This window comes from Mucilaginibacter sp. KACC 22063 (assembly GCF_028736115.1).
GTDB lineage: Bacteria > Bacteroidota > Bacteroidia > Sphingobacteriales > Sphingobacteriaceae > Mucilaginibacter.
The window spans coordinates 2,630,572-2,646,353 of record NZ_CP117877.1 but is presented as its reverse complement, the minus strand read 5'-3'; the positions used below and the strand labels follow the sequence as shown (position 1 = coordinate 2,646,353).

Genomic DNA, 15,782 nt, shown 5'->3' with positions numbered 1-15,782 from the left:
AGCAACGGTTATTTGATAAGTATAATCTCATATTTATTGGCTTACTTCGCGGTAATGATCACCAGCCTCACTATCGTCCGCTATCGGAAACCGCTTATCCCTGTTGCACTTTTTGCTATGGCAATTCACCGGTTGCCATTAATGCTGCAGCATGGATGCAAATTCTGGAAATTGCTGGGTAGCGGTAAAAACGGTACTTTTGATCTTAACCCCGACTGGCAGCAATGGGGCTTGCTGGCCGTATGGGAGTCCAAAGAAGACTTCGACAAATTTTATAAATCGTCGTTCATATCCGGTTGGTGGCGGTTATTCACACATGAACAGTGGACCATGCTTTGCGAACCTTTGCAAAGCCACGGTAAGTGGGACGGCAAGCAACCTTTTGGTACTGCTAATGTAAATGATTACACCGGGCCTGTGGCTGTTTTAACCAGAGCTACTATAAGGCCAACCCGCACTAAAAACTTTTGGGCCAATGTTGACAGCGTTGCCGATATCATGACGGCTGCCAAAGGCTACATCACGTCTTTCGGTATTGGCGAAGCACCGGTCTATCGTCAGGCTACATTCTCTATTTGGGAAAGCCTGGATGATGTTAAGGACTTTGCTTATCGTTCGCGTCAACATGCAGAAGTGATCAAGAAAACCCGCAGTGAAGACTGGTACAGCGAAGAACTGTTTGCACGTTTTAAGCCGGTTGCAACTTTTGGCACATTGCAGGGAACAGATCCTTTAAAAGGAATGCTTAAATTTGAAACGAAATGAGAATTGTAGCCGAATTACCGCATCCTGATTTTAAGATCACGATCATGAGCATGAACCAAAAGTTTATTATCAAGATAGAAAAAGGTGCGCTTGAACAAATTTATAAAATACCCGAGATAGACCTTACCGATGGTGTTAACAGCGTTTTTGAAATACTGGATGAACTTTTCCTAAAAACAGTTAATGAGCGTTTTGTTGCTATGCAAAAAGACTTTAAGGAAACTTACTTCCGCTATAATTATTAATCAGGCAGCAGGTCGCAATACCAGAAACCGGCAATTTTGGGTGCACTTTTCGGACTTACACAGCTGTCGTTAACATCTTTTGGCGCCTGGTAAGCTTTAAATATTTTCTCCCCTGTTTGGTAGGCAATAGGCTGTTTAAATATCGGCCCCTTAAATGTATAGGTATGAAATTCGCCGTTTTCGCCGCAAACATCTACATCCGCAGGCAAAGAAGCGATCAGATCATGATTGATTTCTTTCCCTGCAAAGTCGCCTAACCTTTCTTGTGTGCAGGCGATGACGGTGCCGAAACCTAATTCGAGAAATTCATGGATCAACTCCGTGGTATCCCTTTTCCAAAGCGGGTAAATACCTGTCATGCCCACTTCGGCTAAACGTGTATCACGGTATGCCTTCAGGTCTTCCAGGAAAATGTCTCCGAAAATAGAGTGCGTTACACCCTCACCCTTAAACTTAGTGAGGTGCTGATGCATAATCGCATCATATTCCGCCATGCCCGGCATTTCCGGCAAGCGGATCTGATATAGCGGAATGCCGATACTTTCTGCTTGTTTAATCAGAAGCTCCTCTCTCACACCATGCATAGATATGCGGTTAACGGCATCATTGATGGTAGTCACCAGATATTTAATTTCAAGCTCAGGATTTTGAAGTGCATAATATAAAGCCAGTGAACTGTCTTTACCACCGCTCCAATTGAAAATACAATTGATCTTACTCATTACCGGCTGCATCATTCATGAGTTCATTCACCAGTGCCACGACACCCATACTTGCTTTTTCAGTGATCCTGATCAGGTTTTGCAGCTTAACATCCGGAATAACCGGATCAACAATGTATTTTGGTGTTGGCTTAGGCACATAATTAATTAATCCTGCGGCCGGGTAAACTGCAAGCGACGAACCAACCAATATAAATATTTCAGCTTCTGTACAAATTCTTGCGGCAGGCTCAATCATCGGCACAGATTCGCCAAACCATACTATATGCGGCCTTAGCGGCGAACCTAAAAGGCATACCTCATCCATACGCAGCTCCCAGCCTTCAATGTCATAAGTAAGGTTAGGGTTTATGCTTGATTGCGACTTGGTAATAATACCATGTAAGTGAAGCACATCGGTAGACCCTGCCCTTTCGTGCAAGTTATCTATGTTTTGGGTGATGATGGTTACATCATACTTTTCTTCAAGTTTAGCCAAGGCATAGTGCGCTGCATTAGGTTCGGCTTCCAGAACAGATTTGCGCCTTTGGTTATAAAAGTCTTGTACTAAAGCGGGGTTACGCTGCCATGCTTCGGGGGTAGCTACTTCGTTAATATCGTAACCTTCCCAAAGTCCGTCGCTGTCACGAAAAGTTTTTAAACCGCTTTCGGCGCTGATGCCGGCGCCTGTAAGCACTACAATCTTCTTCATAAGCAGAAATAAAAAAAGCGATGAATATTCATCGCTTTTAGTTTAATGTATCTTTTAGTTAAGCAGCTGCAAGTTCCTGCTTGCTGCGTAATACAGTGTATTTGCTTTTTGCCAGTTCAAATCCGCCAAACAAAATGATTCCGAAAACGGCATCGCCAAGTACCATGTTTTTCTCAAACGGAATAGCAGCTACGAGCGACTGGAAATAACCATTAATGCCTTTAGCATACATTGTTCCGTTTAACCATGGATCAATATCAGTAAGTAACCAATGGATTAACACACCAGCTAATGAGGCAAGCACAACGTTACCTACGTTAACCTTTTTAATCAAACTACCCAAAAATACCATTGCAAAAAAGCTTAGATATACCCAGATAGAACCGCTGTACCACAATACCAGTTTAGAAGTATACAGGTAATTGATAATAGCGTCACTTACAAAAAGTGCTACAAAAGGCACTAAATAAGCTTTCCACTTGTCGTTAAAATAAACACCGCCAAATAAAGCCATGGCACCAACTGGTGTAAAGTTGCTTAAAAACTGGTATTTATAGCTTACTAAACGCATTGCAGCCGCAGCAACAATCATTAAGATGAGCACAGCGTTTCTGATATTGATTTTTTGTAATGACATATCCTTAATTGGTAATGCGAATTTACTGATTAATCTGCCTAAATAAAAATACTACTTGTTTACAAAGGTTACTGCGCCTGGGTTAATACCTACGGTTAGAACATACTCTTTTTTACCATTTTTGTCAAAAGCTACAAGGTTACCTTTTGATTTGTAATCAAGCGCATCTGTTACAAATACTTCTCCTGTTGAAGTGTCTACATTTAAACCATAGGCTGCGGTAAAAGTAGTGCCATCTGAAATAAAAGATGCAGGTGCACTTGTTGGCGTTTTTGTACTTATGGTTGCAACTTTATTATCTGATGTGAAATAATAAGCAATATCTCCATTAACAATTATAGGGCTGCCGTAACCAAAATTTACACTGTTTTGTGAGGTAACTGCATCTGTAGTGTTGTCAATTATTGATAAACCCGGTAAAATAGTATTGTAATCACCCGTTGAAACCACATACACATGGCCGTAAGCATCTGCTGCCATTGATACCGGGTTAGCTATAACAGTTATTTTTTTAGTTTCTGTTAATGTAGTTAAGTCAACAACTGATACAGTTTTATCAGGGTTGCCGAATGATAATCCGCCAGAATTAGCTACATATAGTTTGTTATTGGAAACTACCATTTGTTCCGGATTACGCCCTACCGTGATGTATTTACTTACAGTAAGTGTAGCAGTATCTAACACTGCGACTGTGCCATCATAAGAGGTAATAAATGCGTTGCCTTTATAAAAAGCGATGCTGCGTGGCTGACGGTTGGTTGTGCCGTTTGTAAAAGCTATTTGCTTGATCTCTTTTCCTGTTTTTGGATTCAGTACTTCTACTGTACTCGAAACATTTACAGTAATGTACATTTTAGAACCATAGATTTTAATGTCATTAGGCGTGTCTCCCAAACCTTTGCCATTAACGCTTGAGAAAATATCAGCCGTAAGGTTTTTCGATGTATAATCATAATACGTAAGACTGCCATTATTACCACCAAAGTTTCCCTGATTTAGAATGTAAACGCCTGCGCGTTGCGACCCGGGTGTGTCAGGCGTTGGATCATTTTTATCTTTATGACAAGCAGACAGCAATGCTGTTGCAGCAAATGCGATGAGTAATTGTTTGATAGAGATTTTTTTCATTTGTATATGATTAAATTGTTATTTGAAAAGAAAGCCTGTATGACCGCCCAGGCATTGGGTAACTTCGTATGACCACATAGTCTTCATTGAAAAGGTTATTTACCTCAAAAGATGCATTTAATAGTTTATGCCCTAGCATGAAGTTATAGATTAATGAAGCATTACTTACCTTATACCCTGCCAGGTAATTTTCAGGGGTGTTATTGCTTGTAAAGTATCTTGATGAAGAAAATGTGGCTGTATAATACACACCAATCTGTCCATGGTTTATGCCTGTATTAAAAGACAATAAGTTTTTTGGCGTATAAGGAATTTGATCAAGATAAAAGCTGTCATTCGGATTAGTTACATCTATAGCATCCTGATAAGTATAGTTGACATTTAGTAATGCCAACCAACCTATTGCAGGTACAAAACGGCTTTTTAAAGTTAAATCTAGGCCTTTAATATCTACGCTGCCCAAGTTTGTTGCCGATGGAGTTTCGGGAGAGCGCGTAGGTAAATAAATGATCTTGTTACGTACATAATTATAGTAGGCATCTGCTGTGAGCGCAATATCGCTTAGTACTCCGTCAAAGCTTTTTTTCCAAGCTGCACCTAAGTCATATTGTTTAGTGTATTCAGGCTTTAAGTCACGCGGGGCTACAGCATAATAATATTGCTCGGCAAATGTCGGATTGCGGAAAATGCTTTTATAAAATGCCCTTAGCTGAAAGGATGGATTTGAAGGTTGAAACGTAGCAGCAATTGTTGGTGATAAAGCGGACACATCATTGCCAGCTTTATCTGTTTTTACATGATCGGTAAGGTAATTATATAACAGGTTGCCTTGAAAATGCCATTTGCCGAAGCTAAGATCGGTTGCAATTGAATTAAGTAATGTATATCGTGTCGGAAAAGCATACTTGAAAACATCGGCATCAAAATTAGTAATGATACCATCAATGGCATAGGCAACTTCCCAATTAGGTTTGATGTGGTAACCTACCGAGGCAGATTGGTAAAACTGATGTTGAGTATAATGCTCGTTAGCACCGCCGCTGTTATTCAAGAAATCCGGGTCTAAATAATTCAGATAGTTTTGCGAATACTTGGCATTTAACAACAGATGGAAACTGCTTTTTGCAAAATATTCATAAGATGATTGAGCAAGAAAATCTCGATTTTTTAATCTTTGGTTTGATGTCTGTGTATAATAAATTACCGGCCCGGGTAAGCCCCTATCACTATTATAATAGTTAATCTGTGCTTTAAAACGGTTACTGTCGCTTTTTGTCCAATATAAAGAAGCATCTGTTTGTAAGGCTTTTACATCAGTATTGGTACGGGTTGACAGGGTATCGCTTCCGTCGCCATGGACTTTGTATTTATAATGGCCATCAGCTTTGGTATAATTGTTATTTATAATAAACGACAACCTGTTACTGATACGTTGTTGCCACTGCAAGTACGGGTTAATTAAACTGAATGAACCTACATTGCTGCCCACCAATATTTTATAAGGTTTATCTGCTGTAAGTACTGGCCGTACAGTTTTAATATCTAAAATACTCGCCGAAGCAAATGCCCTTGCCGGTTGTACTATGCCTGGTAGCTGTGCATTATATAAACTGATTGATTGTATATTATAAAGGTTGAATTTACCTAGATCTATCTGTCCGTTTTGGGCATCATCTAGCAGTACGCCATCATACAAAACGCCGGTATGGTTAGCGCCAAGGCTGCGCACAGAAACAGTTTTTAATCCGCCTATACCGCCGTAATCGCGTACATTAACACCGGCAAAATTATTGGCAATATCTGCAACTGTTAAAGCAGCATAATGCTTAAAATCCGTACTATTAATTTGCTGCGACGGTGTTACCGATTGCACATTTGGCAAACGGTTAGCATTGATGTTTACCTCTTTTAGCTTTTTTGTAGTATCCTTTTGCGCTTTAGCAATTCCTGAAATAAATATTAAAGCAGCAGCCAGCATCACCATTTTTGGTTTGCTATGGATATAAATATGCCTTACTGCCTTTTTCATTTTATTTAAAAGCCAGCAACACGAAAGATAATTGAATAGAAATACTGCAATAGCAATACGGCATTTCATCCAAGCTTCAGTCCGCGAAAGCTGTGAATAACTAAACTTTTGGCAGGTCTTCTGGCTCGTCCTTGTGTTGATGCCTTCCCGTTACTTCGAGCGTAAACAGTGGCGTGATGTTCAACAGGCTTAATTAACTAAGCCGGACTTACAGCTGCGGGACAGCTCCGGATTTACACCGGATTCCCTTTTAATCTTTACAGGTATTGTAAAGAACCTAAAAGCGGTGCAAATGTACTAAATAGAAAAACAAAACCCGGATGTTTTGTTACATCCGGGTTGGTAATTAAAGAGTAGGTTGAAACAAATATCTTAAGATGAGCAGGTAACGCAACCTTCTTCCATGCTGCAGCTCGGGCCGCTGGTTTGGGTTAGTTCAATGCTGTCTAAATCATTCATTTGTACGTTTGATGCTTCTGGCGCTGGTATAACCGGTTCCATCTCTTTACTGCCTTGTTTTTCAACAGTAAACTGTACTGCCTGGGTAGCTGCTTGTGTACGCAGGTAATACATACCTGTTTTTAAACCGCGTTTCCATGCGTGGAAGTGCATCGAGGTCAGCTTAGCATTGTTAGGGCTGTCAACAAACAGGTTAAGTGATTGCGACTGGCAGATAAATGCGCCACGATCTGCCGCCATATCAATCAGGCTTCTTTGTTTAATTTCCCAAACGGTTTTGTAAAGTTCTTTAAGATCAGCAGGGATCTCGTCGATATGCTGGATAGAACCGTTTGCTGCAATGATCTTATTCTTCATGGTATTGTTCCACAAACCAAGGTTTACAAGATCTTTCAATAAATGTTTGTTAACAATCACAAACTCGCCGCTTAATACCCTGCGGGTGTAAATGTTTGAGGTATAAGGTTCGAAACACTCATTGTTACCAAAGATTTGCGAAGTAGATGCAGTAGGCATTGGCGCAACCAGTAAAGAGTTACGCACACCGTGCTTAACAACTTCTTTACGCAGGCTTGCCCAATCATGACGATCGGTTGGTGCAACGTTCCACAAGTCGAACTGGAACTTACCTTCTGACAACGGTGACCCTTTGAAGGTTTCGTAAGCGCCTTGCTCAATGGCCAGGTCCTTACTTGCTGTCATTGAAGCAAAGTAAATGGTTTCAAAGATGTTTTTGTTTAATACCCTTGCCAGTTCGCTTTCAAACGGCAAACGAAGCATAATGAAAACGTCGGCCAAACCTTGTACACCTAAACCGATTGGACGGTGGCGTAAGTTTGAATAACGTGCTTCTTCTACCGGATAATAGTTGTTATCGATAATGCGGTTAAGGTTTTTAGTTACCTCGTAAGTTACTTCGTAAAGTTTCTCAAAGTCGAATTCTTTGTTGTTTACAAAACGTGGTAATGCAAGTGAGGCCAGGTTACATACCGCTACCTCATTAGCATCGGTATACTCCATAATTTCGGTACAAAGGTTACTGCTTTTTATGGTACCTAAATTTTGCTGATTGCTCTTGCTGTTGGCTGCGTCTTTATATAATAAGTACGGTGTGCCGGTTTCAATCTGTGAATCAAGTATAGCAAACCAAAGTTCCTGTGCACGAACAGTTCTGCGTGCGCGGCCTTCAGTTTCATATTGACTGTATAGCTTCTCAAACTTTTCACCGAAACATTCAGATAATCCTGGTGCTTCATGTGGGCAGAACAAGCTCCAGTCGCCGTTCTCTTCTACCCTTTTCATAAACAGGTCGGGCATCCAAAGTGCGTAGAACAAATCACGTGCACGCATTTCTTCTTTACCATGGTTTTTACGCAGGTCTAAGAAATCGAATACATCTGCATGCCAGGGCTCAAGATATACTGCAAACGCACCTTTACGTTTACCACCACCCTGGTCTACATAACGTGCAGTATCGTTAAACACGCGCAGCATCGGAATAATACCATTACTTGTACCGTTGGTGCCGCTGATATAGCTGCCTGTAGCGCGTACATTGTGTATAGCTAAACCGATACCGCCTGCGCTTTGTGAAATTTTTGCAGTTTGTTTCAGTGTATCATAAATACCATCGATGCTATCATCTTTCATTGAAAGCAGGAAGCATGATGACATTTGCGGTTTTGGTGTACCTGCGTTAAATAATGTCGGTGTAGCGTGAGTAAACCAACGCTCGCTCATTAAGTTGTAGGTTTTGATAACGCTGTCGATATCTGATTTGTGGATACCTACTGCAACACGCATGTACATGTGTTGAGGGCGTTCGGCAATCTGGCCGTTTACTTTTAATAAATATGATTTTTCAAGCGTTTTGAAGCCAAAGTAGTCAAAACCAAAATCGCGGTCGTAAATAATGTGGCTATCAAGCGTAGCAGCATGCTCGTTGATTACATCCATTACATCGTCTGCAATCAATGGCATTTTACGGCCTGTTTTTTCATCGGTGTAATCATAAAGATTACGCATCGTTTCTGAGAACGACTTAATGGTATTCTTATGCAGGTTACTTACGGCTATACGGCTTGCAAGCAAGGCATAGTCCGGGTGCTTAGTGGTTAGTGAAGCTGCTGTTTCAGCTGCAAGGTTGTCCAGCTCTGTAGTGGTAACACCATCATACAAACCTTCAATTACCTTTTTAGCTACATCAATTGGGTCAACAAGCGGGCTTAAACCATAAGCCAGCTTTTGAACGCGCGCAGTGATTTTGTCAAACTTAACGCTCTCTTTGTTTCCGTTTCTTTTTAGTACAAACATTTACCCCTCCTTACTCCCCTAAAGGGGAGCTATTTTGATTTTTTTGATAGTCATTAATAATATCCCTCTTCTATAGGAGAGGGTTGGGTGAGGTTTAAAAATCCTCGTCAAGCGAAAACGCCTGTGTTTCTTTATTTGCAGATAATACGCCTGCTTTTTGGTAGTCTCCTACGCGTTTTTCAAAGAAGTTGGTTTTGCCCTGCAACGATATCATCTCCATAAAATCGAATGGATTGGTAGCGTTGTAGATTTTGGTATAACCTAATTCATCCAGCCATCGGTCGGCCACAAACTCGATATATTGCTGCATCAGGCGCGAATTCATACCGATCAGGTCTACAGGAAGCGCATCGGTAATAAACTCTTTCTCAATGGCCACAGCATCGCGAATGATCTCATGTACCTGTTCTTGCGGAAGTTTATTGTTAAGCATGCTGTAAAGCAGGCAGGCAAATTCGCAGTGCAAACCTTCATCACGGCTAATGAGCTCATTGCTAAAGGTTAAGCCCGGCATTAAGCCACGTTTTTTAAGCCAGAAGATGGAACAGAAGCTACCAGAAAAGAAGATACCTTCAACCGCAGCAAAAGCCACAAGGCGCTCGGCAAACGAGCCGTTTTCAATCCAGCGTAAGGCCCACTCCGCTTTCTTTTTAACACATGGCACAGTATCAATTGCATGAAACAAACGGTCTTTTTCTGCGCTGTCTTTAATGTATGTATCAATTAGCAAAGCATAAGTTTCTGAATGGATGTTTTCCATCATGATCTGGAAACCATAAAAACAACGTGCTTCCGGTAATTGCACTTCGCTCATAAAGTTAACGGCAAGGTTCTCGTTAACAATACCGTCACTGGCAGCAAAAAACGCCAGGATGTGCGAAATGAAATGGCGTTCACCATCGTTAAGATTATTCCAGTCTTTTTGGTCGCCGCCCAAATCTATTTCTTCGGCAGTCCAGAAACTGGCTTCATGTTTTTTGTACATCTCCCAAACTTTGGGATAATTAATGGGCAGGATCACAAACCGATCTTTGTTTTCCTGTAGCAATACTTCTTCCTGTGGCATAACAATAAACTTAATCTTCTTAATAAAGCTGCAGGAATTGACAAGAGACAGAAACGCCATTACCTTTGTAAGTGAGGCGGCTATGAGGCTCTTGACAAAACCTTATTTCGTGAAAGTTTTGACAATTAATAAGTCCGGCAGGTGTCTGGCTGTATAGCCCTGAGGCCATTTCACAGTTGCACGTCAGCCCGTGATTTTCGCACGGTTCCCTTTTGATCACATTAGCTTTTCAAGCTTACTGCAAACCGAAATTATTGTTGTTTAGAACTTAGTTCAAAGCTACCATTAAAGTGTCTAAATCTGATGTGGAAGTTTTTAACAAATAACAATTTGCTAACATCAAAAACAATTTAATAAGTTTGAAATGAACTGATTACACAGGCTAATTATTAACATTGCCTTTTTTGATTTTTATGCTCAGAAAATTTTTATTAGCAGCACTTATTTTCGCATCATCTGCAGTATTTGCTCAACAGGCTGATACCGTTTTGCTAAAGCAATTGCTGGAAGCACACCCGGAATATTTTAACGGTATTTTAATGCACCCACAGCATAACGAGGTGCAGATCATCTACACCCAGATAAACCGCTACAAAAATAACTCTCCTCATTTTAAAACATATACTTACAGGCTTAATCCGCAACATTACTTTTACCCGGCAAGCACTGTTAAGCTGCCGACCTTGATTTTTGCTTTAGAAAAAGCTAACCGCTTACATACAAAAGGCCTTAAAAATGCTGAAATGCTTACTGACAGCGCTTGGGCCGGGCAAACCAAAGTAGATGCAGATACCAGTTCGGCTACAGGTAAGCCAAGCATGATAAATTATATTAAAAAGATACTTTTAGTTAGCGACAACGATGCTTATAACCGCCTTTATGAATTTGTTGGGCGGAAGGAGATCAATGAAAAGTTGAAGAAGTATCATTTGGATGGTACGCGCATAGTCGGCCGGCTGGCTATTGGCGATGGCTGCGAGAATGCAAAACATACTAACCCCATTAAATTTTATGAGCATGGTAAGCTGGTTTATAAAATGCCTGCACAGTATGACGACCGCGACTATCCTATGCAGCTCGAGAATATGCTGCAGGGTAAAGGCTACATAGATCGTAATAATCAGTTGGTGATGCAGCCGTTTGATTTTTCGCAGTTGAACGTTTATCCGCTTACAGATCAGCAAAAGGTTTTACGTATGCTGCTATTTCCAGAAGCTTTTCCTATAGATCAACGCTTTGATTTAACCGAAGACGATTACAAGATTATTTATAAATACATGAGCATGTATCCTACAGAAAGCAGGCATCCTGATTACCCTCAGCCAGAATATTACCCTGCTTACTGTAAGTTCCTGTTTTATGGAAGTGATAGCCTTGCTGTAATCAATCCTGATATCAGGATCTTTAATAAGGTAGGTGATTCATACGGTTATAATATTGATAACGCTTATATCGTCGATTTTAAAAACCATGTAGAATTTATGCTGACTACAGTTATACAATCAAACGAGGACGGCATTTACAACGATAACAAGTACGAATACAAAACAGTATGCCTCCCGTTCTTAAAACACCTTGCAGAAGTAATTTACCAGGAAGAACTAAAACGGCCTAAGAAATACAAGCCAGTATTGTCGAAGTTTAAATTTAGCTATTGATTGAATTTAGTGTACGATTCAAGTATTTATCGGTAAAGAAGTTAAGTAATTTTCACTTAACGAAAACACGGGCCAATTTTTGCTGTTTTATCTTAACAAATACCTATAAAACAACAATATGACAAATTTGGCTTTACAGCGAACCACCATGTATCATGGCGCTGAGACACAAGAACAGATAAATTTGAACTGGCCAGAGCGTTATGTATCTATAGCGGCAGGCGTAAAATTAGCGTTCTCTGGACTAACACACATTTTCAATAGCCCATTTACCAGCATATTAAAGTTAGGTGCCGGCGGCTATCTGCTTAACAGAGGCATCACCGGCCATTGCGAATTATACACCAAGCTGGGTAAAACTACCACCGAGCCAATCAACGTAAATATTCGCTCATCATTTACGGTAAACAAGCCACGCGAAGAGGTCTACAATTTTTGGCGTAAGCTGGACAACCTTCCATTGTTTATGAAACACCTGGAAAGCGTTGAAGTGCTGGACGAAAAACGTTCGCATTGGGTGTTAAAGCTGCCTACCAACGTTGCCAGCGTAAGCTGGGATGCTGAGATTGTAAAGGATGAACCAAACGAGATGATCGGCTGGAGTTCACTGCCGGGATCAATTATTGACAATGCAGGTAAAGTACGTTTCAAAGATGGCATAGAACCAGGCAGTACTTTGGTTGACGTGGTGGTTAGCTACGAACCGCCTGCCGGTGGCGTGGGTACTGGTATAGCACATATCTTAAACCCCATCTTTAAAAATATGGTTGACGAAGATGTGCGGAACTTTAAACAGTACATGGATATTGAAGATGTAACACCATCAATTGTAAATCACAATTAAGTGTAGAACGCAAATCCCTGATAAAAAGAAATGCCCTTCAATTTTGAAGGGCATTTCTTTTATAGTTGAAATATGACATATTGCAACTTGTTACGCTTTTCGAATGGAAATATAGCTTTGTCCTTATCATAAGGTTCGATTTTCATGTTGTGTGAAAAGCGGGTGAGATACGAAAAGTCTACAAAACGCCTCTCAAAAACAGCGCTGGTGACTAAGTTATTGCCATCAAAAAACATCAGGTAACAAACGCCATCATCTGTTAATACACCGCTATCAATAATTGCTTTTTTATTAGTAGCCAGCCGAGCATCGTACATCTTTTCGTTGGTGTACGGCCCAAGCACGTACAATTTGTCCCACTTTACTTCTTTAAAATCACTTAAACGTAGCGTGCCTTTTTGCTTTACCAATTTTGTATTTACAAAAGTTTGTAAAGCACTGTCACCTTTCTGCTTTCCGCAGGCTACTAGTAAAAGGCAAAAAACAATAGTTAATATTTTTTTCATACTACCGTATTATTCACTGTAAATACTTTGTACCTGATCTCGCAGGTTATAGTGCGATGCCATTACCTCGCCGTAAGCACCGGCTGTACGCACTGCAATTAAATCACCCCTGAATGATTCCGGCAGGTCTACATCTTTTCGGAAACAGTCTGTGCTCTCGCATATAGGGCCCACCACATCATATTTAATATCTATTGTCTGTTGTCTGTTGTCTGATGACTGGGAGATATTCTCTATCTGGTGGTAGGCCTGATAAAGCATCGGGCGGATCAGTTCGGTCATACCTGCATCCAATACCAGGAAGTTTTTCTTCAAGCCATTTTTAACATATAAAACCCGTGCAATCAAAGAAGCGCACTGCGCTACAAGCGCACGTCCGAGTTCAAAGTGTACCTCTTGTCCTGGTTTTACTTCCAGAAAATCATTAAACACTTTAAAGTAGCTTTCAAAATCAGCAATGTTATCATGGTCGGGCGAATAATAATTTACGCCTAAACCACCACCAACGTTTAATACTTTGATGTTGAACCCACGTTGCACAAACCACTCATGCAATTCATTAACACGTACGCACAAACTGCGGAAGGCTTCCATATCTGTAATTTGCGAACCTATGTGAAAGTGTATACCCGTTAACTCCAGGTTATTACAATTACGCAACGTATCGGCTACATCAGGCAGTTGCCATACATTTACACCAAACTTGTTTTCTTCCAGTCCAGTAGTAATGTAATGGTGCGTGTGTGCATCAACATTAGGGTTAATACGGATAGCAACGCGTGCAGTTTTACCCTTCGCCCCTGCCAGGTCGTTTATTACCAACAGCTCCTGCACCGATTCTACGTTGAAGCAAAAGATATCAAGATCAAGTGCTGTATTAATTTCCTTATCTGATTTACCAACACCGGCAAACACTACCCTATCTTTTCCGAAACCGTACTCAATGGCAGCCTTTACTTCGTTACCACTCACACAATCGGCGCCAAAGCCGTAAGATTGTATGGTTTGCAAAACCTTCGGATTAAAATTGGCTTTCATGGCATAGTGGACATGGTAGCCATATTTTTGTGAAGCATCTTTACAAGCCTGAAGTGTATCTTTCAGTAAGTCAAGGTTGTAATAATAAAACGGTGTTTCGGTTTGTTGAAATTTATTTAAATTGCCTGCGCTAAACATTATAAAATCTATGAAAAATGTTGGTGCTATACTTCCTATTCTTGTGTCGATAATTGCCGGTACTTACCTTAGTTGGAAAAAGTACCGTAAAAACCAGATCACTAAAAAATCTTTTGTTACCACCACTGCCATTGTAATTATCCTTTCGGCTGTGGGTTGCATTTTGCTTACGTTATAATTAAAATAAACGGCTGTGTAAGCTTCTCAGCGTTTCTACCTTATCTTCTGTTTTAACTAATAAAGATAGGTTATGGTCGCTGCCACCGTAAGAGATCATACGTACCGGGATGTGCTTTACGGCTTCCAGTACACGTGCCGCATAGCCATGCTTGTCGGCAGCAAAATCGCCCACCACACAAATAATGGTATGGTTAACATCTACTTCCACTGTACCAAAGCCTTGTAATTCTTTGGTAATGTCACCCAGCTTGCTGGTATCGTCAACAGTTACTGATACAGCCACTTCTGAAGTTGTGATCATATCAATAGATGTTTTGTAGCGCTCAAAAACCTCGAACACACGGCGCAAGAAACCATAAGCCAGCAGCATACGGCTCGATTGTATTTTAATGGCCGTAATATCATCTTTTGCAGCAATCGATTTGATCTGGTCCTTTTCACTTTCCGTAGTGATCAATGTCCCTTCGGCCTGGGGATCCATTGTATTAAGCAAACGTACTGGGATTTTATATTTCCTGGCGGGGAACACACTTTGCGGGTGCAGGATTTTAGCACCGAAATAAGCCAGCTCGGCAGCCTCATCAAATGACAGACGGCTAATTGGCTTTGTACCTTTTACCACGCGCGGATCATTATTGTGCATACCGTCAATATCGGTCCAGATCTGCACTTCTTCGCTGCGTATAGCTGCGCCGATTAAAGATGCTGTGTAATCGCTTCCACCACGACGCAGGTTGTCAATTTCACCAAATGCATTACGGCAAATGTAACCCTGCGTGATGAATAGTTTAGTATCAGGATGCTTTATAAGCAGTGGCGTTAAATTTTCGGTAATATAGTCAACCATAGGTTCATGATCTTCATCAACCTTCATAAAATCGAGTGCCGGTAGTAATACCGACGATACGCCGATCTCTTTTAAATAGATATGATATAAAGTGGTCGATAATAACTCACCTTGTGCAAGAATGATCTTATCTTCTATCGGCGTAAACAGATCATTTGAAAGCTGATTAAGTAAGCCGAAGTGATAATCAATTACTTCTTTAGCCTGTTTATAATAGGTGTTATTGCTGTAAAGCTCCTTGATAAACAGTTCATATTTGTCTTTCAAAGCAGCAATCAAATCAGCCGACTTAGATTTGTCGCTGTAAAGATATGCCTGTCCAATTTCGACAAGGCTATTTGTTGTGCCTGATACAGCTGATAACACGACGATCTGGCGCTGGTTGGCATCAATAATATTCAGCAGTTTTTTCATCCGTTCGGGGCTACCAACGGATGTGCCGCCAAATTTTAAAACTTTCATTTTTAGTTTCTGTTTATGACAAATATTTATATCCTTGTACTACCAACGGCACTG

At 40.7% G+C, this 15,782-nt stretch carries 15 protein-coding genes and 2 riboswitches; of the genes, 5 read left to right on the top strand and 10 right to left on the bottom strand.

Annotated elements, in window-relative coordinates; translation table 11 throughout:
* The first annotated feature begins 54 nt into the window (after nucleotides 1–54).
* Together PQ461_RS11290 and PQ461_RS11285 are read left to right on the top strand one after the other, a co-directional pair.
* Nucleotides 55–765 carry a DUF3291 domain-containing protein gene (locus PQ461_RS11290; protein ID WP_274205613.1) on the top strand — a complete coding sequence of 237 codons (711 nt, stop codon included), beginning with the start codon at nucleotides 55–57 and terminating at the stop codon, nucleotides 763–765.
* Nucleotides 762–1,010, top strand: a complete 249-nt coding sequence (locus tag PQ461_RS11285) for a hypothetical protein (RefSeq protein ID WP_274205612.1) — start codon at nucleotides 762–764, stop codon at nucleotides 1,008–1,010. The genes PQ461_RS11290 and PQ461_RS11285 overlap by 4 nt, the downstream gene beginning before the upstream one ends.
* Here PQ461_RS11285 and PQ461_RS11280 read toward each other — a convergent pair.
* The 7 genes from PQ461_RS11280 to PQ461_RS11250 all read right to left on the bottom strand — a co-directional run bounded on the left by PQ461_RS11280 (nucleotide 1,007) and on the right by PQ461_RS11250 (nucleotide 10,055).
* Nucleotides 1,007–1,732: an adenine nucleotide alpha hydrolase gene (locus tag PQ461_RS11280; RefSeq protein WP_274205611.1), complete on the bottom strand. Its 726-nt coding sequence runs from the start codon at nucleotides 1,730–1,732 to the stop codon at nucleotides 1,007–1,009. The genes PQ461_RS11285 and PQ461_RS11280 overlap by 4 nt on opposite strands.
* Nucleotides 1,725–2,423: an SIR2 family NAD-dependent protein deacylase gene (locus PQ461_RS11275; RefSeq protein WP_274205610.1), complete on the bottom strand. Its 699-nt coding sequence runs from the start codon at nucleotides 2,421–2,423 to the stop codon at nucleotides 1,725–1,727. The genes PQ461_RS11280 and PQ461_RS11275 overlap by 8 nt, the downstream gene beginning before the upstream one ends.
* A 58-nt stretch (nucleotides 2,424–2,481) precedes the next feature.
* A complete protein-coding gene (locus tag PQ461_RS11270) occupies nucleotides 2,482–3,060 on the bottom strand; it encodes a DUF6580 family putative transport protein (protein WP_274205609.1) in 579 nt (192 codons plus the stop codon).
* A gap of 51 nt (nucleotides 3,061–3,111) precedes the next feature.
* Entirely contained in the window at nucleotides 3,112–4,188 is a 1,077-nt protein-coding gene (locus PQ461_RS11265) for a YncE family protein (protein WP_274205608.1), read from the bottom strand.
* Between the two features lie 10 nt (nucleotides 4,189–4,198).
* Entirely contained in the window at nucleotides 4,199–6,217 is a 2,019-nt protein-coding gene (locus PQ461_RS11260) for a TonB-dependent receptor plug domain-containing protein (RefSeq protein WP_274205607.1), read from the bottom strand.
* 93 nt (nucleotides 6,218–6,310) lie between these two features.
* Nucleotides 6,311–6,514: riboswitch (cobalamin riboswitch) on the bottom strand.
* 75 nt (nucleotides 6,515–6,589) lie between these two features.
* Nucleotides 6,590–8,989 carry a ribonucleoside-diphosphate reductase subunit alpha gene (locus PQ461_RS11255; protein ID WP_274205606.1) on the bottom strand — a complete coding sequence of 800 codons (2,400 nt, stop codon included), beginning with the start codon at nucleotides 8,987–8,989 and terminating at the stop codon, nucleotides 6,590–6,592.
* Nucleotides 8,990–9,083: 94 nt separating this feature from the next.
* Nucleotides 9,084–10,055 (bottom strand): ribonucleoside-diphosphate reductase small subunit, encoded by a 972-nt coding sequence (locus tag PQ461_RS11250; RefSeq protein ID WP_274205605.1) that lies wholly within the window; start codon nucleotides 10,053–10,055, stop codon nucleotides 9,084–9,086.
* A 119-nt stretch (nucleotides 10,056–10,174) separates the two neighbouring features.
* Nucleotides 10,175–10,320: riboswitch (cobalamin riboswitch) on the bottom strand.
* Between the two features lie 148 nt (nucleotides 10,321–10,468).
* Here PQ461_RS11250 and PQ461_RS11245 point away from each other — a divergent pair.
* Both PQ461_RS11245 and PQ461_RS11240 read left to right on the top strand, forming a co-directional pair.
* Entirely contained in the window at nucleotides 10,469–11,713 is a 1,245-nt protein-coding gene (locus PQ461_RS11245) for a serine hydrolase (protein ID WP_274205604.1), read from the top strand.
* Nucleotides 11,714–11,831: 118 nt separating this feature from the next.
* Nucleotides 11,832–12,557, top strand: a complete 726-nt coding sequence (locus tag PQ461_RS11240; protein WP_274205603.1) for an SRPBCC family protein — start codon at nucleotides 11,832–11,834, stop codon at nucleotides 12,555–12,557.
* A 59-nt stretch (nucleotides 12,558–12,616) separates the two neighbouring features.
* On the opposite strand, the gene PQ461_RS11235 is transcribed toward PQ461_RS11240, so the two are convergent.
* Nucleotides 12,617–13,063: a hypothetical protein gene (locus PQ461_RS11235; protein ID WP_274205602.1), complete on the bottom strand. Its 447-nt coding sequence runs from the start codon at nucleotides 13,061–13,063 to the stop codon at nucleotides 12,617–12,619.
* A gap of 9 nt (nucleotides 13,064–13,072) precedes the next feature.
* Nucleotides 13,073–14,239: a diaminopimelate decarboxylase gene (gene lysA / locus PQ461_RS11230; protein ID WP_274205601.1), complete on the bottom strand. Its 1,167-nt coding sequence runs from the start codon at nucleotides 14,237–14,239 to the stop codon at nucleotides 13,073–13,075.
* A gap of 10 nt (nucleotides 14,240–14,249) precedes the next feature.
* On the opposite strand from lysA, the gene PQ461_RS11225 reads away from it, so the two are divergent.
* The gene (locus PQ461_RS11225) at nucleotides 14,250–14,417 is read left to right on the top strand and encodes a hypothetical protein (protein WP_274205600.1); all 168 of its coding nucleotides are present in this window, start codon (nucleotides 14,250–14,252) and stop codon (nucleotides 14,415–14,417) included.
* Here the strand turns inward: PQ461_RS11225 and PQ461_RS11220 are convergent, their stop codons facing one another.
* Nucleotides 14,418–15,728 carry an aspartate kinase gene (locus tag PQ461_RS11220; protein WP_274205599.1) on the bottom strand — a complete coding sequence of 437 codons (1,311 nt, stop codon included), beginning with the start codon at nucleotides 15,726–15,728 and terminating at the stop codon, nucleotides 14,418–14,420.
* Nucleotides 15,729–15,782: the final 54 nt, after the last annotated feature.

What these genes read in the sequence shown, in the direction of transcription:
- PQ461_RS11290 (WP_274205613.1), top strand. Translation starts at nt 55, where the DNA reads ATGATCACCAGCCTCACTATCGTCCGCTATCGGAAACCGCTTATCCCT.
- PQ461_RS11285 (WP_274205612.1), top strand. Translation starts at nt 762, where the DNA reads ATGAGAATTGTAGCCGAATTACCGCATCCTGATTTTAAGATCACGATC.
- PQ461_RS11280 (WP_274205611.1), bottom strand. Translation starts at nt 1,732, where the DNA reads ATGAGTAAGATCAATTGTATTTTCAATTGGAGCGGTGGTAAAGACAGT.
- PQ461_RS11275 (WP_274205610.1), bottom strand. Translation starts at nt 2,423, where the DNA reads ATGAAGAAGATTGTAGTGCTTACAGGCGCCGGCATCAGCGCCGAAAGC.
- PQ461_RS11270 (WP_274205609.1), bottom strand. Translation starts at nt 3,060, where the DNA reads ATGTCATTACAAAAAATCAATATCAGAAACGCTGTGCTCATCTTAATG.
- PQ461_RS11265 (WP_274205608.1), bottom strand. Translation starts at nt 4,188, where the DNA reads ATGAAAAAAATCTCTATCAAACAATTACTCATCGCATTTGCTGCAACA.
- PQ461_RS11260 (WP_274205607.1), bottom strand. Translation starts at nt 6,217, where the DNA reads ATGAAAAAGGCAGTAAGGCATATTTATATCCATAGCAAACCAAAAATG.
- PQ461_RS11255 (WP_274205606.1), bottom strand. Translation starts at nt 8,989, where the DNA reads ATGTTTGTACTAAAAAGAAACGGAAACAAAGAGAGCGTTAAGTTTGAC.
- PQ461_RS11250 (WP_274205605.1), bottom strand. Translation starts at nt 10,055, where the DNA reads ATGCCACAGGAAGAAGTATTGCTACAGGAAAACAAAGATCGGTTTGTG.
- PQ461_RS11245 (WP_274205604.1), top strand. Translation starts at nt 10,469, where the DNA reads ATGCTCAGAAAATTTTTATTAGCAGCACTTATTTTCGCATCATCTGCA.
- PQ461_RS11240 (WP_274205603.1), top strand. Translation starts at nt 11,832, where the DNA reads ATGACAAATTTGGCTTTACAGCGAACCACCATGTATCATGGCGCTGAG.
- PQ461_RS11235 (WP_274205602.1), bottom strand. Translation starts at nt 13,063, where the DNA reads ATGAAAAAAATATTAACTATTGTTTTTTGCCTTTTACTAGTAGCCTGC.
- lysA (WP_274205601.1), bottom strand. Translation starts at nt 14,239, where the DNA reads ATGTTTAGCGCAGGCAATTTAAATAAATTTCAACAAACCGAAACACCG.
- PQ461_RS11225 (WP_274205600.1), top strand. Translation starts at nt 14,250, where the DNA reads ATGAAAAATGTTGGTGCTATACTTCCTATTCTTGTGTCGATAATTGCC.
- PQ461_RS11220 (WP_274205599.1), bottom strand. Translation starts at nt 15,728, where the DNA reads ATGAAAGTTTTAAAATTTGGCGGCACATCCGTTGGTAGCCCCGAACGG.